Annotated in this window: 16 protein-coding genes and 1 pseudogene; 6 read left to right on the top strand and 11 right to left on the bottom strand. The window is 62.7% G+C overall.

All coding sequences use genetic code 11. The features are described 5' to 3' along the window. Positions 1-132: 132 nt before the first annotated feature. Positions 133-2,844, bottom strand: coding sequence for a copper-exporting P-type ATPase CopA (gene copA / locus ACSBQQ_RS13210; RefSeq protein ID WP_060429125.1), 2,712 nt, complete (start codon positions 2,842-2,844; stop codon positions 133-135). A 108-nt stretch (positions 2,845-2,952) separates the two neighbouring features. Here copA and cueR point away from each other — a divergent pair, with 108 nt between their 5' ends. Beyond that, positions 2,953-3,354, top strand: coding sequence for a Cu(I)-responsive transcriptional regulator (cueR, locus tag ACSBQQ_RS13205; protein WP_033637368.1), 402 nt, complete (start codon positions 2,953-2,955; stop codon positions 3,352-3,354). Here the strand turns inward: cueR and ACSBQQ_RS13200 are convergent. From ACSBQQ_RS13200 to ACSBQQ_RS13190, 3 genes are all read right to left on the bottom strand, one after another. Continuing rightward, positions 3,351-3,812: an NfeD family protein gene (locus ACSBQQ_RS13200; protein WP_033637369.1), complete on the bottom strand. Its 462-nt coding sequence runs from the start codon at positions 3,810-3,812 to the stop codon at positions 3,351-3,353. The genes cueR and ACSBQQ_RS13200 overlap by 4 nt on opposite strands. A 2-nt stretch (positions 3,813-3,814) precedes the next feature. Beyond that, complete coding sequence (locus ACSBQQ_RS13195) at positions 3,815-4,720, bottom strand: SPFH domain-containing protein (protein ID WP_004940203.1); 906 nt, start codon at positions 4,718-4,720, stop codon at positions 3,815-3,817. A 72-nt stretch (positions 4,721-4,792) separates the two neighbouring features. Next, the gene (locus tag ACSBQQ_RS13190) at positions 4,793-5,500 is read right to left on the bottom strand and encodes a LysR substrate-binding domain-containing protein (RefSeq protein ID WP_080377018.1); all 708 of its coding nucleotides are present in this window, start codon (positions 5,498-5,500) and stop codon (positions 4,793-4,795) included. Between ACSBQQ_RS13190 and ACSBQQ_RS13185 the strand changes: the two are divergent. Then, a pseudogene (locus tag ACSBQQ_RS13185) lies at positions 5,387-5,743 on the top strand (carbamate kinase); the annotation flags it as partial. The gene ACSBQQ_RS13190 and the pseudogene ACSBQQ_RS13185 overlap by 114 nt on opposite strands. A 194-nt stretch (positions 5,744-5,937) precedes the next feature. Then, positions 5,938-7,089: a cyclopropane fatty acyl phospholipid synthase gene (gene cfa / locus ACSBQQ_RS13180; RefSeq protein ID WP_033637384.1), complete on the top strand. Its 1,152-nt coding sequence runs from the start codon at positions 5,938-5,940 to the stop codon at positions 7,087-7,089. A gap of 283 nt (positions 7,090-7,372) precedes the next feature. Here the strand turns inward: cfa and ACSBQQ_RS13175 are convergent, their stop codons facing one another. The 3 genes from ACSBQQ_RS13175 to tesA form a co-directional block, all read right to left on the bottom strand. Next, positions 7,373-8,227 carry a co-chaperone YbbN gene (locus ACSBQQ_RS13175; protein WP_025160052.1) on the bottom strand — a complete coding sequence of 285 codons (855 nt, stop codon included), beginning with the start codon at positions 8,225-8,227 and terminating at the stop codon, positions 7,373-7,375. 77 nt (positions 8,228-8,304) lie between these two features. Beyond that, a complete protein-coding gene (locus tag ACSBQQ_RS13170) occupies positions 8,305-9,081 on the bottom strand; it encodes an SDR family oxidoreductase (protein WP_033637386.1) in 777 nt (258 codons plus the stop codon). 26 nt (positions 9,082-9,107) lie between these two features. Beyond that, complete coding sequence (tesA, locus tag ACSBQQ_RS13165; protein WP_161707418.1) at positions 9,108-9,746, bottom strand: multifunctional acyl-CoA thioesterase I/protease I/lysophospholipase L1; 639 nt, start codon at positions 9,744-9,746, stop codon at positions 9,108-9,110. On the opposite strand from tesA, the gene ybbA reads away from it, so the two are divergent. The 3 genes from ybbA to ACSBQQ_RS13150 all read left to right on the top strand — a co-directional run bounded on the left by ybbA (position 9,717) and on the right by ACSBQQ_RS13150 (position 14,609). Next, the gene (gene ybbA / locus ACSBQQ_RS13160; RefSeq protein WP_004940192.1) at positions 9,717-10,403 is read left to right on the top strand and encodes a putative ABC transporter ATP-binding protein YbbA; all 687 of its coding nucleotides are present in this window, start codon (positions 9,717-9,719) and stop codon (positions 10,401-10,403) included. The two genes, tesA and ybbA, sit on opposite strands and share 30 nt — an antisense overlap. Beyond that, positions 10,400-12,832 carry a putative ABC transporter permease subunit YbbP gene (gene ybbP / locus ACSBQQ_RS13155; protein ID WP_060429123.1) on the top strand — a complete coding sequence of 811 codons (2,433 nt, stop codon included), beginning with the start codon at positions 10,400-10,402 and terminating at the stop codon, positions 12,830-12,832. The genes ybbA and ybbP overlap by 4 nt, the downstream gene beginning before the upstream one ends. 370 nt (positions 12,833-13,202) lie before the next feature. After that, on the top strand, positions 13,203-14,609 hold the full coding sequence (locus ACSBQQ_RS13150; RefSeq protein WP_060429121.1) for a sugar porter family MFS transporter: 1,407 nt from the start codon (positions 13,203-13,205) through the stop codon (positions 14,607-14,609). 64 nt (positions 14,610-14,673) lie between these two features. On the opposite strand, the gene purK is transcribed toward ACSBQQ_RS13150, so the two are convergent. The 4 genes from purK to ppiB all read right to left on the bottom strand — a co-directional run bounded on the left by purK (position 14,674) and on the right by ppiB (position 17,639). Next, positions 14,674-15,741 (bottom strand): 5-(carboxyamino)imidazole ribonucleotide synthase, encoded by a 1,068-nt coding sequence (gene purK / locus ACSBQQ_RS13145; RefSeq protein ID WP_060429119.1) that lies wholly within the window; start codon positions 15,739-15,741, stop codon positions 14,674-14,676. Continuing rightward, the gene (gene purE / locus ACSBQQ_RS13140; RefSeq protein WP_039566960.1) at positions 15,738-16,262 is read right to left on the bottom strand and encodes a 5-(carboxyamino)imidazole ribonucleotide mutase; all 525 of its coding nucleotides are present in this window, start codon (positions 16,260-16,262) and stop codon (positions 15,738-15,740) included. Before purE ends, purK begins: the two co-directional genes overlap by 4 nt. A gap of 149 nt (positions 16,263-16,411) precedes the next feature. Continuing rightward, positions 16,412-17,134, bottom strand: coding sequence for a UDP-2,3-diacylglucosamine diphosphatase (locus ACSBQQ_RS13135; protein ID WP_060429117.1), 723 nt, complete (start codon positions 17,132-17,134; stop codon positions 16,412-16,414). Between the two features lie 10 nt (positions 17,135-17,144). After that, entirely contained in the window at positions 17,145-17,639 is a 495-nt protein-coding gene (gene ppiB, locus ACSBQQ_RS13130; protein WP_016928800.1) for a peptidylprolyl isomerase B, read from the bottom strand. Between the last annotated feature and the right edge of the window lie 246 nt (positions 17,640-17,885).

The following is a 17,885-nucleotide window of genomic DNA, read 5'->3' as shown; positions in this document are numbered from 1 at the left end:
CGGCGTGGCTCCTGAATAACGGGTGCGCGTTTCAGCATGAAAGGCGAGGGAAAATCGTCATTCATGCTAAACGCTATCCGCCGCGCAGGAAAGCCCGGAAAACGGCGGGGCGCCATGACGGCGCCCCTGAGATCACTTCCTGGGTTTAAAACGCAGCAGCCGGTTGGCGTTGCTGACCACGGTAATCGACGACAGCGCCATCGCCGCGCCCGCCACCACCGGGCTGAGCAGCGCGCCGGTCAGCGGGTAGAGCACGCCGGCCGCGATCGGGATACCCAGCGTATTGTAGATAAAGGCGCCGAACAGGTTCTGCTTCATGTTGCGCAGCGTGGCCTTCGACAGTTCCACCGCATCCGCCACGCCGTGCAGGCTGTGGCGCATCAGGGTGATGGCGGCGGTCTCGATGGCGATGTCGCTGCCGCCGCCCATCGCGATGCCCACGTCGGCCTGCGCCAGCGCCGGGGCGTCGTTGATGCCGTCGCCGACCATCGCCACGCGTTGGCCCTGCGCCTGCAGCTGTTTGATCGCCGCCGCTTTGCCGTCCGGCAGCACCCCGGCAATCACCCGATCGATACCGGCCTCTTTGGCGATGGCGTTGGCGGTCACCGGGTTGTCGCCGGTCAGCATCACCAGCTGATACCCCTGCTGGTGCAGGCGCTGCAGCGCCGCGACGCTGTCTTCGCGCAGCGGATCGCGAATGGCGAACAGCGCGGCCGGTTTACCGTTAACGGCCAGCAGCACCGGTGTCACGCCGCGTTCGGCCTGGTCGCGCATCGGCGCTTCCAGTTCGGCGGTCGCGACCTGATGCTGCTCCAGCAGCGCGGCGTTGCCCAGCAGCACCTGCACGCCGTCGATCTCCCCGCTGACGCCGGCGCCGCGCAGGGTGCGGAACTGCGCCACCTGCGGCAGCGTTTGCCCGGCGGCACGTTCCATGATGGCGCGCGCCAGCGGGTGATTGGAGCCTTGTTCCAGCGCGGCGGCCCAGCCGAGCGCCTGCCGTTCGCTGACCTGATTGAAGGTCAGGATCTCTACCACCTGCGGTTTCCCTTCGGTCAGGGTGCCGGTTTTGTCGAACACCAGGGTGTCCAGCTGGCTGGCCTGCTGCAGGGCGTCGGCGTCGCGTACCAGCACGCCGAACTCCGCCGCGCGGCCCACGCCGGAGATGATCGACATCGGCGTCGCCAATCCCAATGCGCACGGGCAGGCGATGATCAGCACCGTGGTGGCGATCACTAACGTGTAGACCAGCTGCGGCTGCGGGCCGAAGAAGTACCACATTGCCGCGCTGAACAGGGCGATCGCCACCACCGCCGGCACGAACACCGCTGAAACGCGGTCGGCCAGTTGGCCAATCGCCGGTTTACTGCTCTGCGCCTGGCGCACCAGTTTGATGATGCGCGCCAGCGTAGTTTGGCTGCCGATGGCGGCGGCGCGGAACAGCACGCTGCCGTCGTCGACCACCGTCCCGGCATGCACCGTATCGCCGGGGCCTTTCTGCTGCGGCACCGCTTCGCCGGTCAGCATCGCTTCATCGAGCCAGACTTCGCCCTGCACGATTTCACCGTCGACCGGCACGCGATCGCCGGTGGTCAGCCGCAGCGTCATGCCGAGCTGCACCTCCGCCAGCGGGATATCGCGCTCGCCGTCGTCGGTTACCAGCCGTGCGGTAGGCGGCGTCAGATCCAGCAACCGCTCCAGCGCCTGCGAAGAACGCTGACGGGCGCGCTGCTCCAGCGCATGGCCGAGGTTGATCAAACCGATGATCATCGCGCTGGCCTCGTAATAGAGGTGGCGCGCCTCCATCGGGAAGAAATCGGGCCAGATGTTGACGGCGATCGAATAGAGCCAGGCGGCGCCGGTGCCGAGCGCCACCAGGGTATCCATGGTGGCGCTGCCGTTCATCAGCGCGCGCCAGGCGTTGCGGTAGAAGTGCCCGCCGGCGAACACCATCACCGCCAGGGTGATGACGCCGACCAGCAGCCAGGGGCGCTGGGTTTCCGGCGTCAGCGTCATGCTGCCGCCGAACAGCCCCCAGGCCATCAGCGGGATACCCAACGCCAGACCCAGCGCCGCCTGCCAGCTAAAGCGCTTCATGTTGGCGCGTGCGGTCTGCTGTTGGCGCTCGCGGCGTTCGGTCTCGTCCTGAATCATTTCGGCGCCGTAGCCGGCTTTTTCCACCGCCGCCACCAGCGCCTGCGCATCGGCGGCGCCGGTCACCAGCGCGCTGCGTTCCGCCAGGTTGACGCGCGCGTGCTCAACGCCGGGAACGCTTTGCAGCGCCTGCTGCACTTTATTGACGCAGCTGGCGCAGGTCATGCCGCTGAGCAGCAGCTGTACGCTGTCGTCCGCGCCGTCGGTTGCCGGAAGGGGAGATTGCGCCGCTGGCTGAACGTCCGGCAACGAAGGTGTTGCGTCAGTCAACGGCTCAGTTTTTGGGGCGACGGCGCCCGCTACGCCGGCGTGATAACCGGCATTTTCCACCGCGGCGATCAGCGCCTGCGGATCGGCATCGCCGTACACTTTCGCGCTGTCGATAGCGACGTCGGCGGCGAACACGCCCGGCACCGCTTCCAGCGCTTTGCGGGTGGTGCCGACGCAGTGCATGCAGCTCAGGCCGCTCAGCTGCAGTTCGGTATCGGCGCGCGGCGCGACTTCGGCCTGATAACCGGCGGCGATCACGCTGTCGATCAGCGCGCTGTCCGGTGCGTCGCCGGTCACTTTGGCGTAATGCACGTTAACGTCCGCCTGTTCGACATCGCTGCGGCTTTCCAGGGCTTTTTTCACCCGCTGCGCGCAGTTCATGCAGGACAGCCCCTGCAATGCCAGCATAGTGGTGTGTGACATGATTGAACTCCTTGCTTAAAAGGCGGTGTTTAAAGGTTGACCGCCGGACCTGTTTTCACTAAGAATGGAGCTTAAACCTTCCAGCAAGGGTAAGGTCAAGGAGGGAAAATGAATATTAGCGACGTCGCGAAAAAAACCGGGTTAACCAGCAAAACGATTCGTTTTTACGAAGAGAAAGCGCTGATTACCGCCCCGATCCGCAGCGATAACGGTTACCGCCATTATTCCGCCAGGCACGTTGAAGAGCTGACGCTGCTGCGCCAGGCGCGGCAGGTGGGCTTCAACCTGGACGAGTGCCGCGAGCTGGTGGCGTTGTTCAACGATCCGGCCCGCCACAGCGCCGACGTGAAGGCGCGCACGCTGCAGAAGGTGGCGGAGATCGACAGGCACATCAGCGAACTGGGCGAAATGCGCCAGCGCCTGGTGACGCTGGCCGACCAATGTCCGGGCGACGAGGGGGCGGAGTGCCCCATCATCAACAACTTGGCAGGATGCTGTCGTTCAAATTAACGGCCGATGGCGCGGATCACCAGCGTGACCCCTTCCACCGCCACCACTTCCACTTCGGTACCGGCGGGCAGATCTTCCGCCGCCTGCGCGCGCCAGCTGCTGTCGCCGATATTGATGCGCCCCATGCCGTTGTGCATTGGCTCCGTCAGCGTAGCGCGGGTGCCGATCAGCTGGCGGTTGCGCTGGTTGAGCACCGGCGAACCGCCGGATGCGGCCGCCGGGCGCCGGCGCAGCCAGTACCACCACAGATAGGCGACGACGACGGTCAGGACGGCGAAGATCATGCCCTGCCACGCCCAGGAAAGCGGCGGCAGCAGCCAGATCAGCACGCCGACCAACAGCGCCGCCACGCCGCTCCACAGCAGGTAGCCGCCGGCGCCGAGCATTTCCGCCGCCAGCAACACGCCCCCGAGGGAGAGCCAAAACCACAGCGGATTCGCCGCGATCAGTTCAAGCATGATTATTTGCCTTTGCTTTCTTTCAGCAGCTCGGTAATGCCGCCGATAGAGCCGAGCAGGCTGCTGGCGTCCAGCGGCATCATCACCACCTTGCTGTTGTTGGAGGAACCGATCTTCTGCAGCGCGTCGGTGTATTTCTGCGCCACGAAGTAGTTCACCGCCTGAATGTTGCCGCTGGCGATGGCGTCGGACACCAGCTGGGTGGCGCGCGCCTCGGCCTCGGCGGCGCGTTCACGCGCTTCCGCCTGCAGGAATGCCGACTGGCGTTCGCCCTCGGCCTTCAGGATCTGCGACTGTTTCTCCCCCTCGGCGCGCAGAATGGCCGCCTGACGCACCCCTTCCGCCTCCAGGATGTCGGCGCGCTTGGTCCGTTCGGCCTTCATCTGGGCGTTCATCGAGGCGATCAGTTCCGCCGGTGGCCGCACGTCGCGGATCTCGATACGGGTGATTTTCACCCCCCACGGATTGGTCGCTTCATCGACGATGTGCAGCAGGCGGCTGTTGATGCTGTCGCGCTGAGACAGCATTTCGTCCAGCTCCATCGAGCCGAGCACGGTGCGGAAGTTGGTCATGGTCAGGTTGACGATCGCCTGTTCGAGGTTGCTGACCTCGTAGGCGGCGCGGGCCGGATCGACCACCTGGATAAAGCACACCGCGTCGATGGCGACGTTGGCGTTATCGCGGGAAATCACCTCCTGTGAGGGAATGTCCAGCACCTGTTCCATCATGTTGATTTTACGGCCGATGCGGTCCATGAACGGCACCACCAGGTTCAGGCCCGGCATTAGTGTTTTGGTGTAGCGGCCGAAGCGTTCTACCGTCCATTGGAACCCCTGCGGCACAATTTTGACGCCGGCGAACACCACAATCAGCGCGACGACGATCACGATGGGGATAAAAGTAAGCATGCAAACCTCCTGTCAGACATATGTAAACAGATATTACGTCAGCGCCGGAAAAATGCCTACCGATACCGCGACTTAATCCAGAGCGCCGATCAAACCCGCGATCAGCGGATCCCGCGTCTGGAACAGGTTGATAAGGGTGCGCACCGCTTCGCCGCCGCGAGCATCGGACCAGGCCAGCGACAGGGGAGAAGACTGGCGCGGGTATTTGAGCTGTTTGGCCACCAACTCGCCGCTCTCCAGATAAGTTTGGCACAGCCGGCGCGGAAGGAAACCGATCCCGAGACCGCGCAGATGGCACTCCAGCTTGGTGCGCAGATCCGGCACCTTGATTTCCTGCTGGCCCGACAGCAGCCAGGCGGTGCGCTTGGCCAAATGGCGTGCGGTATCTTCGACGTTGATCGCGGCGTAAGGGCGCAGCTGCGTTTCGTTCAGCGGATCGGCGGCGGCGGCCAGCGGGTGCGTCGCCGCGATGGCGAACACCCACTCTATTTTGCCCAGCGGCAGCACCTTGATGCTGTTTTCCAGCGATTCATTGCCCGCCGCGCCGATCGCCAGATGGCAATCCTCATTCAGCAACGCGTCCCACACGCCCATGTACACCTGGCGGGAAATGTGGAATTGGGTGAACGGGTATTTGTCGTGCAGGTGAGTTAACAGCCCGGCTACGGCGGCGGCGGCATCCCGATGATCGCCGGCGAGCGTGGGCTGACGGGCAGCGAAGCGGTGATCGACAAAGATCTGGCGGCGGCGCTGTTGGCGGAGCAGGTGGGGGCCGATCATCTGTTGATCCTCACCGACGCCGACGCGGTGTATCAGGAGTGGGGCACGCCGCGCCAGCGCGCCATTCGGCGCGCCACCACGCAGGAGTTGGCGCCGATGGCGGTGGCGGACGGCGCCATGGGGCCGAAGATCATGGCGGTCAGCCGCTTCGTCGATCGCACCGGGCGGACGGCGCATATCGGTGGCCTGCAGGATATCGACGCGGTGCTGGCGGGCCAGGCCGGCACCTCTATTTTACCTTAGCCGCCGGCGGTTGATCCGCGCCCGCGCTGGCGCGGATAAGTATGCCTAAATGGCATAATTTCAATAATTTTTATTCATTTCATGATGTTGCTCGCCTTGGCTAGAGTAAAAACACCCCGGTGTTTACCGTCAAAAATTTGTCATTTTTATTTGCGACTATGCTTTTTGAAATGACATTTCGGCCAAGGATTGTTATGGATTCGCTCAGTGTTGATGAACTCGCCCAGAAGAAGGATCGCTGGTATCGCATTGTGGAGGAGATGTTGGCGGAAGCCGGCGTCGCCATCAACGGCCCGCGCGCCTGGGATATCCGGGTGCACAACCCGGCGCTGTTCAAACGCATTTTGCAGGAAGGCTCGCTCGGTTTCGGCGAAGGCTATATGGACGGCTGGTGGGAGTGCGAACGGCTGGACATGCTGTTCACCCGCATTCTGCAGGCCGGCGTCGATGAGCGGTTGCCGAAAAGCCTGAGCGACATCGCGCGCATCGCCTATGCCCGGCTGTTCAACCGCCAATCGCGCAAGCGCGCCTGGCAGGTGGGCAAAGAGCACTACGACATCGGCAACGACCTGTTCCGGGCGATGCTCGATCCCTACATGCAATACTCCTGCGGCTACTGGAAAGAGGCGCAGACGCTCGAGCAGGCGCAGCAGGCCAAGCTGCGGATGATCTGCGAAAAACTGCAGCTGAAGCCGGGCATGACGCTGCTGGATATCGGCTGCGGCTGGGGCGGGCTGGCGCAGTTTGCGGCGCAAAACTACGGCGTCTCGGTGCACGGCGTGACCATTTCCGCCGAGCAGCAGAAGCTGGCGCAGGCACGCTGCGCCGGGCTGGACGTCGAGATCTTGCTGCAGGATTACCGCGATCTTGATCGCCAGTTCGATCGCATCGTGTCGGTCGGCATGTTCGAGCACGTCGGGCCGAAAAACTACGAGACCTATTTCAGCGTCGCGGCGCGCAACCTGAAGCCCGACGGCCTGTTCCTGCTGCACACCATCGGTTCCAATCAGACCGATCTCAACGTCGACGCCTGGATAGACAAATACATCTTCCCCAACGGCTGCCTGCCTTCGGTGCGGCATATCGCCGAGGCCAGCGAAGGGCGTTTCGTGATGGAGGATTGGCACAACTTTGGCGCCGATTACGATCGCACGCTGATGGCCTGGCTGGAGAACTTCAAACGGGCGTGGCCAGAGTTGGCCGGCGGCTATTCCGAGCGCTTCGAACGCATGTTCACTTATTACCTGAACGCCTGCGCCGGCGCGTTCCGTTCGCGCAACATTCAGCTGTGGCAGGTGTTGTTCAGCCCGGCGGGCGTGGAGGGCGGGGTGCGGGTCTATCGCTGATATCCCCGTCATATTTCAAGCTGCATCTGTGTTGGCTGCGTTTGCGCGCCCCGGTCGCTTACTTGAGTAAGTTCCCGGGGACTTACAAACTTGCCGCCTTGATGCAACTCGAACTATTTAGGGGATACCCTTCAATATTTACTTTGGGACAACACATATACCCAATGGATTTCCAGTTGCGTCTAGGCGGCAAACGTGAGAAACCCCAGGAGCTTAGATAACTAAGTGACTGGGGTTCGAACGTGCAGCCAACAACGATGCGGCTGGAAAGACGAAGGGTATATCAGTACAGCAGCGAGTACAGCTGGCGGCGATATTTAGCGGCCAGCGCGTCGCCGGTGCCGAGCGCGGCCAGAATGTCCATCAGGGTCTTGCGCGCGTTGCCGTTGGCGGCGGCCAGATCTTTCTTCAGATGCCCCATCAGCAGCTCCAGCGCTTCTTCGTTACGCCCGACCTGATGCAGCTGCAGCGCCAGCTGCACCGCCAGCTCAACGTTGTCCGGCTGCTGCTGCACCTGCTGTTGCAGCTGTTGGATTTCCGGCGTGTCGGCCGCCTGTTTCAACAGTTCAATTTGCGCCACCAGGCCCTGATAGCGGGTATCGCGATCCTGCAGAGGAATGGTCGCCAGCACTGCTTCGGCGTCTTCGCTGCGGCTGAGCGCGATCTGAGTTTCGGCCAGGGTCAGGCCGATGTCGCTGCGCTGTTGGCTGCTCTGCCAGGCGTCTTTCAGCAGCGGCAGCGCTTCGGCGGCGTTGCCGGCGGCCAGCAGTTCCTGCGCCTGCGCCAGTTTCAGATCTTCTTCCTTCGGCAGGAAACGCTGCAGCAAGTCACGGATCGCTTCTTCCGGCTGCGGGCCCTGGAAGCCGTCGACCGGCTGGCCATCTTTGAACAGGTAGACGGTCGGAATGGAGCGCAGCCCGAACTGGGAGGCGATCATCTGTTCGGCGTCGCAGTCCACCTTGGCCAGAATGAACTGGCCGGCGTATTCCGCCGCCAGTTTGTCGAGCACCGGCGTGAGCTGCAGGCAGTGTTGGCTGCGCTCGGACCAGAAGTAGAACAGCACCGGAATGGACATCGACTGTTCCAGCGTCTGGTGCAGGTTAGTTTCGTTAATATCAACAACAGCTTGAGCTAGCATCTTTTTTCTCTCTGATCGTGCGGAGCCATGGGGAGTAGATGGGGGCGCGCCGCCATTCTTCAACCCCGGCGGGCGAATTAAGCGTTGCTGCGCAGCAGCCAATCCAGACAGCGGCCCGGCAGAATGCGGCGCAGCACGCTCATGGCGTGCGCCAGCAGGGTCACCGGGTAGCGCAGTTTGGCGCGCGGGCTTTCCAGCGCGTGGCGCAGTTTGGGCAGAATGGCCTCCGGCGGCAGCGTCAGGCGCTTGGCGATGCCGGGGTTATGCACCGGCTTGTCGCTCTGCGTCTGATTGACGTTCTGGCTAAAGTGGGTGGAAATCGGCCCCGGTTCGATCAGGCTGACCTGAATGCCGCTGCCGTGCAGCTCCATGCGCAGTGCGTCCGACCAGGCTTCCAGCGCGAATTTGCTGGCGGCGTAGGCGCCGCGCCCGGCGCTGGAGACCAGGCCCATCACCGAGCTGGTCTGGATAATGCGCCCTTCGCCGTGCGGCAACATCGCCGGCAGCAGCAACTGGGTCAACTGGTGGGTGCCGAACAGGTTGGTGGCGAACTGCCGCTCCAGCTGGCTGCGCGAGATGCCGCTGAGCGGGCCGTAAACGCCGAAGCCGCCGTTGTTGAACAGGCCGTACAGACGGCCGCCGGTCAGCGCGATCACCTCGGCGGCGGCGCGCTCGACGCTGGCGCTGTCGTCCAGATCCAGCTCGATGCCTTCCAGCCCGAGCTGGCGCATGTTTTCCACGTCCTGCGGCTTGCGGCAGGCGGCCAGCACCCGGTAGCCGCGGTTGCGCAGATCCTGCGCCGCAATCAATCCAATTCCGCTGGAGCAGCCGGTTATCAATACTGCTTTTTGCATAACTTTACCTAGTGTACGACCCTAATTTAGTTAGACTCATGTTTTACTAGCGGTTCCAGGCGCTCCGCCATCCAGGTGGCGATAAACGGCTGGGCGTCCCCATTGGGGTGCAATCCGTCATCCTGCATCCATTCCGGCTTCACCACCACCTGTTCCATATAGAACGGCAGCAGCGGAATGTTGAACTGCTTGGCCAGCGCCGGGTAGACGGCGCTGAACGCCTCGGTATAGCGGCGGCCGTAGTTCGGCGGGATGCGAATTTGCATCAGCAGCGGCTGTGCGCCGGCCTGCTGCACCTGCGTGATGATCTGGCCGAGATCGCGCTGCATGTCCTGCGCCGGGAAACCGCGCAGGCCGTCGTTGGCGCCCAGCTCGATCAGCACCCAGCGTGGCTGATGCTGTTTCAGCAGCGCGGGCAGACGCGCCAGCCCCTGTGCGGCGGTGTCGCCGCTGATGCTGGCGTTGACCAGCTGCGGCGCGCCCGGTTTTTTCTGCCACTGTTCGGCCAACAGCGTCGGCCAGGCCCGCTCGATCGGCAGGCGGTAGCCGGCGCTTAAACTGTCGCCCAAAATCAACAAGGTATCGGCAGCGACAGCGCGTAAACTGAATAATCCCAACAGCAAAAGGAAGGGAAGATGCCAGCGGAAAACGTTCTTGAAGTTCATCATCTTAGTAAACACGTTGGTCAGGGTGAGCATCAGCTCACCATCCTTACCGGAGTCGAGCTGCTTGTCAAACCCGCGCAGACGATCGCCCTGATCGGCGAATCCGGATCGGGAAAATCGACCTTGCTGGGCATTTTGGCCGGGCTGGATGACGGCAGCGAGGGCGAGGTGCGCCTGCTCGGCGAGTCGCTGACCGCGCTGGACGAAGAAGGCCGCGCCGCGTTGCGCGCCAGGAACGTCGGCTTCGTGTTTCAGTCGTTCATGCTGGTGCCGACGCTGAACGCGCTGGAGAACGTGCAGCTGCCGGCGCTGCTGCGCGGCGAGAGCGACAGGCAGAGCCGCGAGCAGGCGGTGCAGCTGCTGGAACAGCTGGGATTGGGCAAACGGCTCGATCACCTGCCGGCGCAGCTGTCCGGCGGCGAGCAGCAGCGCGTGGCGCTGGCGCGCGCCTTCAGCGGCCGGCCGCGGGTGCTGTTCGCCGATGAACCGACCGGCAACCTCGATCGCCAGACCGGCGATCGCATCGCCGATCTGCTGTTCTCTCTCAACCGCGATTTTGACACCACCCTGATCCTGGTGACCCATGACGAAACCCTGGCGGCGCGCTGCCAGCGGCGGCTGCGGCTGCGCGAAGGCAAGCTGTGGGAGGAAGCATGATCTGGCGCTGGTTCTGGCGCGAATGGCGCTCGCCGTCGCTGCTGATCGTTTGGCTGGCGCTGACGCTCTCCGTGGCCTGCGTGCTGGCGCTGGGCAGCATCAGCGATCGCATGGACAAAGGGCTCAGCCAGCAGAGCCGCGATTTTATCGCCGGCGATCGGGTGCTGCGCAGTGCGCATCCGGTGCCGGAAGGCTGGCTGCTGGACGCGCAGCAGCAGGGGCTGACGCTGAGCCGCCAGCTGTCGTTCACCACCATGACCTATGCCGGCGACCGGCCGCAGCTGGCGGACGTGAAAGCCACCGATCTGGCCTATCCGCTGTATGGCAAGCTGGAAACGCGCCCGGCCAACATCAAGCCCGAACCGGGCAGCGTGCTGGTGGCGCCGCGTTTGCTGGCGCTGCTGAATGTGAAAGTGGGGGATTCGCTCGAGGTGGGCGACACCACGCTGCGCATCGCCGGTGAAATCATTCAGGAACCGGACGCCGGCTTCAACCCGTTCCAGACCGCGCCGCGCATCATGATCAACCTGGCGGACGTCGATAAGACCGGCGCGGTGCAGCCGGGCAGTCGCCTGACCTACCGCTACATGTTCGCCGGCGCCGAGCCGGATATTCAGCGTTACGAGGAGCGGCTGACGCCGCAGTTGACGCCGGATCAGCGCTGGTTCGGGCTGCAGGAGTCCGGCAGTGCGCTCGGCAAGTCGCTGCAGCGATCCCAACAGTTCCTGCTGCTGTCGGCCCTGCTGACGCTGCTGTTGTCGATCGCCGCCGTGGCGGTGGCGATGAGCCACTATTGCCGCAGCCGCTACGATCTGATCGCGGTGCTGAAAACCCTTGGCGCCGGGCGCGGCGCGCTGCGTAAACTGATCGTCGGCCAGTGGCTGGCGGTGATGGCGCTGGCGGCGGTGTGCGGCGGGGCGATCGGGCTGGCGTTCGAAGCGCTGTTGATTCGCCTGCTGAAGCCGGTGTTGCCGGCCGCGTTGCCCGCCGCCGGCGCCTGGCCGTGGCTGTGGGCGCTCGGCGCGCTGGTGCTGATTTCGCTGCTGGTCGGGCTGCGGCCGTACCGTCAGCTGCTGGCCACCCAACCGCTGCGGGTGCTGCGCCGCGATGTGGTGGCCAACGTCTGGCCGCTGCGCTACTTCCTGCCGGTGACGGCGGCAGTCGTGGTGGCGCTGCTGGTGACGCTGATGGGGACCAGCACGCTGCTGTGGGCGATCTTGGCGGGCATGGCGGTGCTGGCGCTGCTGCTGGGCGGCATCGGCTGGGGCAGCCTGCAGCTGCTGCGCCGCATCACGCTCAAGAGCCTGGCGCTGCGGCTGGCGGTCAACCGCCTGCTGCATCAGCCGTGGGTGACCATCAGCCAGCTGGCGGCGTTCTCGCTGTCGTTTATGCTGCTGGCGCTGTTGCTGGTGCTGCGCGGCGATTTGCTCGACCGCTGGCAGCAACAGCTGCCGCCGGACAGCCCGAACTATTTCCTGCTCAACATGACCGAGGCGCAGGTGCCGCAGGTTAAAACCTTCCTGCAGCAGCACCAGATCAAGCCGGAAACCTATTATCCGATCGTCCGGGTGCGCCTGACCGAGATAAACCAGCAGGTAGCGACAGAGCGGGTGCATGAAGACGATCCGGGCGGCGAGGCGGTGAACCGCGAGCTGAACCTGACCTGGTTGGCCGATCTGCCGGATCACAATCCGCTGGTGGCGGGCAATTGGCCGCCGAAAGCCGGCGAGGTTTCTATGGATGAAGGCATTGCCGGGCGGCTGAAGATCAAGTTGGGCGACACGCTGACCTTCAGCGGCGATACCCAGGCGTTCAGCGCCAAGGTCACCAGCCTGCGCCAGGTGGATTGGGAGAGCCTGAAGCCGAACTTTTACTTTATCTTCCCGCCGGGCGCGCTGGACGGCCAGCCGCAGACCTGGCTTACCAGCTTCCGCTACGACGGCGACGGTCAGATGCTGACCCAGCTCAACCGCCAGTTCCCGACGCTCAGCCTGATGGACATCGGCGCGATCCTGAAACAGGTCGGCGGCGTGCTGCAGCAGGTCAGCCGCGCGCTGGAGGTGATGGTGGTGCTGGTGGTGCTGTGCGGCGGCCTGCTGCTGCTGGCACAGGTGCAGGTCGGCATGCGTCAGCGCCGCCAGGAGCTGGTGGTGTACCGCACGCTGGGCGCCGGCAAACGGCTGCTGCGCCGCACGCTGTGGTGCGAGTTCGCCCTGCTGGGGCTGGTGGCGGGCATCGCGGCGGCGGTGGGCGCCGAGGCGGCGCTGTGGCTGCTGCAGAGCCGGGTGTTCGACTTCCCGTGGACGCCGACGCCGGTGCTGTGGTGGGCATTGCCGCTGGCCAGCGCGCTGCTGCTGTCGCTGTGCGGCGGCTGGCTGGGCGTGCGCCTGCTGCGCGGCCGGGCGCTGTTCCGCAGCTATGAGGGCTGATCTTGCTATCGCAGGTCCGTTGCCGCCAAGCGCGGCCGGACCTGCCGATTTTCCGCCGCGTGTTACCGTGGCTTTTCTCCTTGTTCCCTTCCGCACGTCACGTTGATTTTTGTGAAATCGATTACATTTTTTCTCTGTCGATACAATGCGTATTGGCAATGCTGTTACCAAACTCAGGCCTTCTTTTACTTTTTTATGCGTATAAATAATGGGTTAAACAGTAACCAAACGAGTTTGTCGTCTGTTGATGCGTAGAATTAAGGTTTAAAATTATGTAACCGCTTCCACTAATGTGATCGTACTCACTTATCTCCGACGCATTGCCTCCTATTATGTCGCACACTGATGACCGTTTTCTCCTGGAGGCTGTATGAGCGCTACCGTTAAAGTTGCACCGGCGGAGAAAAGCCCGACCCATGTCGGCATGACTTTTTTCGTCTGTTTTTTGGCCGCCTTGGCCGGCCTGTTGTTTGGCTTGGATATCGGCGTAATCGCCGGCGCTCTGCCGTTTATTACCGACACTTTTCATATCACCAGCTCTCAGCAGGAGTGGGTGGTCAGCTCGATGATGTTTGGCGCTGCCGTCGGCGCCATCGGCAGCGGCTGGATGAACTTCCGGCTGGGGCGCAAATACAGTTTGATGATCGGCGCCATTCTGTTCGTCGCGGGGTCGCTGTGTTCAGCGTTTGCCCCCAACGTGGAGGTGCTGATCGTTTCACGCATTCTGCTGGGATTGGCGGTGGGTATCGCTTCTTATACCGCGCCGATTTATCTTTCTGAAATCGCGCCGGAGAAAATCCGCGGCAGCATGATCTCGATGTATCAATTGATGATCACCATCGGTATTTTGGCGGCTTACCTGTCTGATACGGCATTCAGCTATACCGGCGCCTGGCGCTGGATGTTGGGCGTCATCACCATCCCGGCCGGGCTGTTGTTGGTTGGCGTGTTCTTTTTACCTGACAGCCCGCGGTGGCTGGCCTCGCGCAATCGTCATGAGCAGGCGCGCCAGGTGTTGGAGAAGCTGCGCGACAGCAGTGCCCAGGCGCAGCATGAGCTGAATGAAATTCGTGAAAGCCTCAAACTGAAGCAAAGCGGTTGGGCGTTGTTCAAAGGCAATAAAAATTTCCGCCGCGCGGTTTTCCTTGGCGTTCTTCTCCAGGTGATGCAGCAGTTCACCGGGATGAACGTCACCATGTATTACGCGCCGAAGATTTTCGGTCTGGCGGGCTTCGCCAGCACGGAACAGCAGATGTGGGGCACGGTGATCGTCGGTCTGGTCAACGTGCTGGCCACCTTTATCGCTATTGGGCTGGTCGATCGCTGGGGCCGCAAACCCACCCTGATCCTTGGGTTTATCGTGATGGCCGTCGGCATGGGGGCGCTGGGAATCATGATGAATATCGGCATGAACTCGGCGGTGGCGCAATATTTCGCCATCGTCATGCTGCTGATGTTTATCGTCGGCTTTGCCATGAGCGCCGGCCCGCTGATTTGGGTGCTGTGTTCAGAGATCCAGCCATTGAAAGGCCGCGATTTCGGCATCACCTGCTCCACCGCCACTAACTGGATCGCCAATATGATTGTGGGAGCGACGTTCCTGACCATGCTGAATTCGTTGGGTAGCGCGCACACCTTTTGGGTCTATGCGGGGCTTAACGTGCTGTTTGTTTTCATCACGTTGGCGCTGATCCCGGAAACCAAAAATATTTCTCTGGAACATATTGAACGTAATCTGATGGCCGGCAAACCGTTGCGTAATATCGGCTCGCGTTGATCTTTGCGGCAAAAAAAAGGTTCAGCCTGGGCTGAACCTTCTTCTTTTTCGGCGGCTTAAACCGTTAAGCCAGCTTCTGCTGCGCCCAGGCCAGCCCGCTTTGGTATTCGCCCGGCAGCAGCGGCGCCAGCGCCTGCAGCGCCTGGCGCAGAACGGCGGCGCTCGGGTCGCTCAGATTGAGATGGCCGACCTTGCGGCCCGGGCGCACCTCTTTCTCATACCAGTGCAGATGCACCAGCGGCAGCGACAGCCACTGTTCGTTGACGGCGGTGCCGATCAGGTTGACCATCACCGACGGCGTGCTCACCACCGGCTGCGGCAACGGCAGGCCGAGAATGGCGCGCAGGTGCAGCTCGAACTGGCTGATGGACGCGCCGTTTTGCGTCCAGTGGCCGCTGTTGTGCACGCGCGGCGCCAGCTCGTTGATCAGCAGCCGATCGCCGACGATAAAGCACTCCATCGCCATCACGCCGACGTAGTTCAGCTCGTTCAGGATCGCCGCCAGCATCTGCTCGGCCTGTTGCTGCAGCGCCGGGTTGGGCTGCGGCAGCGCCACGCTGGTGCGCAGGATGCCGTCTTCATGCAGGTTGTGGGTCAGCGGGTAGAATACCGAACGGCCGTCGTGGCCGCGCGCGCCCACCAGCGACACTTCGCCGGAGAAATTGATGCCTTGCTCGACGATGCACTCGCCATAGGCATCGGCCGGCAGTTCGGCTTCCTGCCCCGGGCGCAAGCGCCACTGGCCGCGGCCGTCATAACCGCCGACCCGGCGTTTGACGATCGCCAGCTCGCCTAGCGCAGCGAATACTTGCGGCCATTCGGCGGCGCTCGCCAGCAGCTGCCACGGCGCGGTCGCCAGGCCGAGCTGATCGAGCAGCTGTTTTTGCGTCAGGCGATCCGCCAGGCGCGGGAAAATGTCGCGGTTGACGAAGGCGCTGTGGGTCGCCAGCTCGCGCGTCAGCGCGGTTTCCGGCCAGCGTTCGATCTCGGCGGTAATGACGCTATTCTGATACGGCACCGCCTCGGGTTCGGCATCGATGCCGACAGGGTAAACGGCGATGCCCAGCGGTTCGCCGGCCTGGCGCAGCATGCGCCCCAGCTGGCCATTGCCCAGTACGCAAACCGGCTTCATGCATCCTCCCGCGGATCGGGGTGGTTCAAGACGTCTTCGGTCTGCGCCCGACGCCAGTCCGCCAAACGCTGCGCCAGCGCGGCGTCGTGCAGCGCCAGGATCTGCATCGCCAACAGCCCGGCGTTGGCGGCGCCGGCTTTGCCGATCGCCAGCGTGCCCACCGGAATGCCGCGCGGCATCTGCACGATGGAGTACAGGCTGTCTACGCCGCTCAGCGCGGCGCTTTGCACCGGCACGCCCAGCACCGGCACCAGGGTTTTCGCCGCCAGCATGCCCGGCAGGTGCGCCGCACCGCCGGCGCCGGCGATGATCACGTCAAAACCGTTGGCGGTAGCCTGCTCGGCGAAGCTGAACAGCTTGTCCGGCGTGCGGTGGGCGGAAACGACTTCGACATGGAAGGGGACATCGAGCTGGGTCAGGACTTCGGCGGCGAACTGCATGGTGGCCCAGTCACTTTTCGATCCCATTACAATTGCGATTTTCGCCCCGGTAGTGGCGGCTGAAGCAGCGTTGGCTCCCATGGGTGTAAGGCTCCTGTGATTTGTCTGGCGTCGGCTGAGGGCCGAATGAGGGCGTAGAGCATACCATGAGCGCACGGCGAGGAAAACGGTTGCGTCGCCGGTTTTCACCGTCGAAAGCGCGAATTTTCACTCGCGCGCCAGTCCGGAATTCAGAATGGGAATTGGATCAGCTCGACGGCGTCGGCGCTGACTTTGATCATCGATCCTTCGACGTGCCAGGCGCCCAGCACCGCGCGATGGGCTTCGCCGTTGCTCAACGCCAGCCGGTGCACCGCCGGGCGATGGGTATGGCCGTGGATCATCCAGTGCACGTCGTGGCGCAGCATGGTTTGCTCGACCGCCTGCGGGTTGACGTCCATGATGGCTTCCGACTTGTCCTGGTTGGATTGCTGGCTGCGGGCGCGCATTTTGGCGGCGATCTTCAATCGCCAGCGCAGCGGCAGCGCCAGGAACAATTTTTGAATCAGCGGGTTGTGCACTTTACGGCGGAATTGCTGATAGGCGCGATCGTCGGTGCACAGGGTGTCGCCGTGCAGGATCAGGATCCTGCGGCCGTACAGCTCCAGCACTTTCTCTTCCGGCAGCAGCTGCATGCCGCTGGCGCGGGCGAAGCGTTTGCCGAGCAGAAAATCGCGGTTGCCGTGGATGAAGTAGCAGGGCACGCCGGCCTGTTGCAGCGCTTTCAGCGCCGCGGCGATCTCCGCGTGCAGCGGCTCGGGATCGTCGTCGCCGATCCAGGCTTCAAACAGGTCGCCAAGGATGTACAGCGCGTCGGCGTGCACCGCTTCGCGCCGTAAAAAACGCAGAAAACCGGCAGTGATTGCCGGTTCCTGTGCGCACAAGTGCAGATCTGCGATGAACAGCGTACTCATGCAGCCGCGATTACTCGCTGACGGTCACGCTGTTGATCACCACGTCTTCTACCGGTACGTCCTGGTGCATGCCGCTGCGGCCGGTTTTCACGCCTTTGATCTTGTTGACCACGTCCATGCCTTCAACCACTTCAGCAAACACGCAGTAGCCCCAGCCCTGCACGTTTTCGCCACGGAAGTTCAGGAAGTCGTTGTCAGCCACGTTGATGAAGAACTGTGCGGTGGCGGAGTGCGGATCGTTGGTGCGCGCCATTGCCAGGGTGCCGATGGTGTTTTTCAGACCGTTGTTGGCTTCGTTCTTGATGGCCGCGTTGGTCGCTTTCTGGTTCATGCCCGGCTCGAAACCGCCGCCCTGGATCATGAAGCCGTTGATCACACGGTGGAAGATGGTGTTGTCGTAGAAACCGGCGCGGCAGTAGTTCAGGAAGTTTTCAACGGTAACCGGCGCTTTGTCAGCAAAGGTCTTGATAACGATATCGCCGTGATTGGTGTGGAAAGTAACCATAGTTTTAATCCTAACAAGGTGAAGTGAGACGTCACGTAAAGCGAGTGAACATTCAGACCGCCCTTATAACATATCCGCCCCAGCGAGTCAGCAGCGGCTCAACCGCGCACTGTCTGTGGTAATCACATTTATGTTATATTATAACAATTGCGCCGGCCGCCGAATTTCGCGCATTTTATTCGCGTGAAATCAGCAAAGCATGGCCTTAACCTTGCAATAGATCAGGCTTCAGGTTTCAATACGCTA

The organism is Serratia sp. G204Y, assembly GCF_051172435.1.
Classification (GTDB): domain Bacteria; phylum Pseudomonadota; class Gammaproteobacteria; order Enterobacterales; family Enterobacteriaceae; genus Serratia; species Serratia sarumanii.
Note: the sequence above shows the minus strand (reverse complement) of the source record. Positions and strands in the feature narration are given on the sequence as shown.

Excerpts from the sequence above, each read along its gene's own strand:
- copA (WP_060429125.1), bottom strand. The coding sequence starts at position 2,844 with ATGTCACACACCACTATGCTGGCATTGCAGGGGCTGTCCTGCATGAAC.
- cueR (WP_033637368.1), top strand. The coding sequence starts at position 2,953 with ATGAATATTAGCGACGTCGCGAAAAAAACCGGGTTAACCAGCAAAACG.
- ACSBQQ_RS13200 (WP_033637369.1), bottom strand. The coding sequence starts at position 3,812 with ATGCTTGAACTGATCGCGGCGAATCCGCTGTGGTTTTGGCTCTCCCTC.
- ACSBQQ_RS13195 (WP_004940203.1), bottom strand. The coding sequence starts at position 4,720 with ATGCTTACTTTTATCCCCATCGTGATCGTCGTCGCGCTGATTGTGGTG.
- ACSBQQ_RS13190 (WP_080377018.1), bottom strand. The coding sequence starts at position 5,500 with ATGATCGGCCCCCACCTGCTCCGCCAACAGCGCCGCCGCCAGATCTTT.
- cfa (WP_033637384.1), top strand. The coding sequence starts at position 5,938 with ATGGATTCGCTCAGTGTTGATGAACTCGCCCAGAAGAAGGATCGCTGG.
- ACSBQQ_RS13175 (WP_025160052.1), bottom strand. The coding sequence starts at position 8,227 with ATGCTAGCTCAAGCTGTTGTTGATATTAACGAAACTAACCTGCACCAG.
- ACSBQQ_RS13170 (WP_033637386.1), bottom strand. The coding sequence starts at position 9,081 with ATGCAAAAAGCAGTATTGATAACCGGCTGCTCCAGCGGAATTGGATTG.
- ybbA (WP_004940192.1), top strand. The coding sequence starts at position 9,717 with ATGCCAGCGGAAAACGTTCTTGAAGTTCATCATCTTAGTAAACACGTT.
- tesA (WP_161707418.1), bottom strand. The coding sequence starts at position 9,746 with ATGAACTTCAAGAACGTTTTCCGCTGGCATCTTCCCTTCCTTTTGCTG.
- ybbP (WP_060429123.1), top strand. The coding sequence starts at position 10,400 with ATGATCTGGCGCTGGTTCTGGCGCGAATGGCGCTCGCCGTCGCTGCTG.
- ACSBQQ_RS13150 (WP_060429121.1), top strand. The coding sequence starts at position 13,203 with ATGAGCGCTACCGTTAAAGTTGCACCGGCGGAGAAAAGCCCGACCCAT.
- purK (WP_060429119.1), bottom strand. The coding sequence starts at position 15,741 with ATGAAGCCGGTTTGCGTACTGGGCAATGGCCAGCTGGGGCGCATGCTG.
- purE (WP_039566960.1), bottom strand. The coding sequence starts at position 16,262 with ATGGGAGCCAACGCTGCTTCAGCCGCCACTACCGGGGCGAAAATCGCA.
- ACSBQQ_RS13135 (WP_060429117.1), bottom strand. The coding sequence starts at position 17,134 with ATGAGTACGCTGTTCATCGCAGATCTGCACTTGTGCGCACAGGAACCG.
- ppiB (WP_016928800.1), bottom strand. The coding sequence starts at position 17,639 with ATGGTTACTTTCCACACCAATCACGGCGATATCGTTATCAAGACCTTT.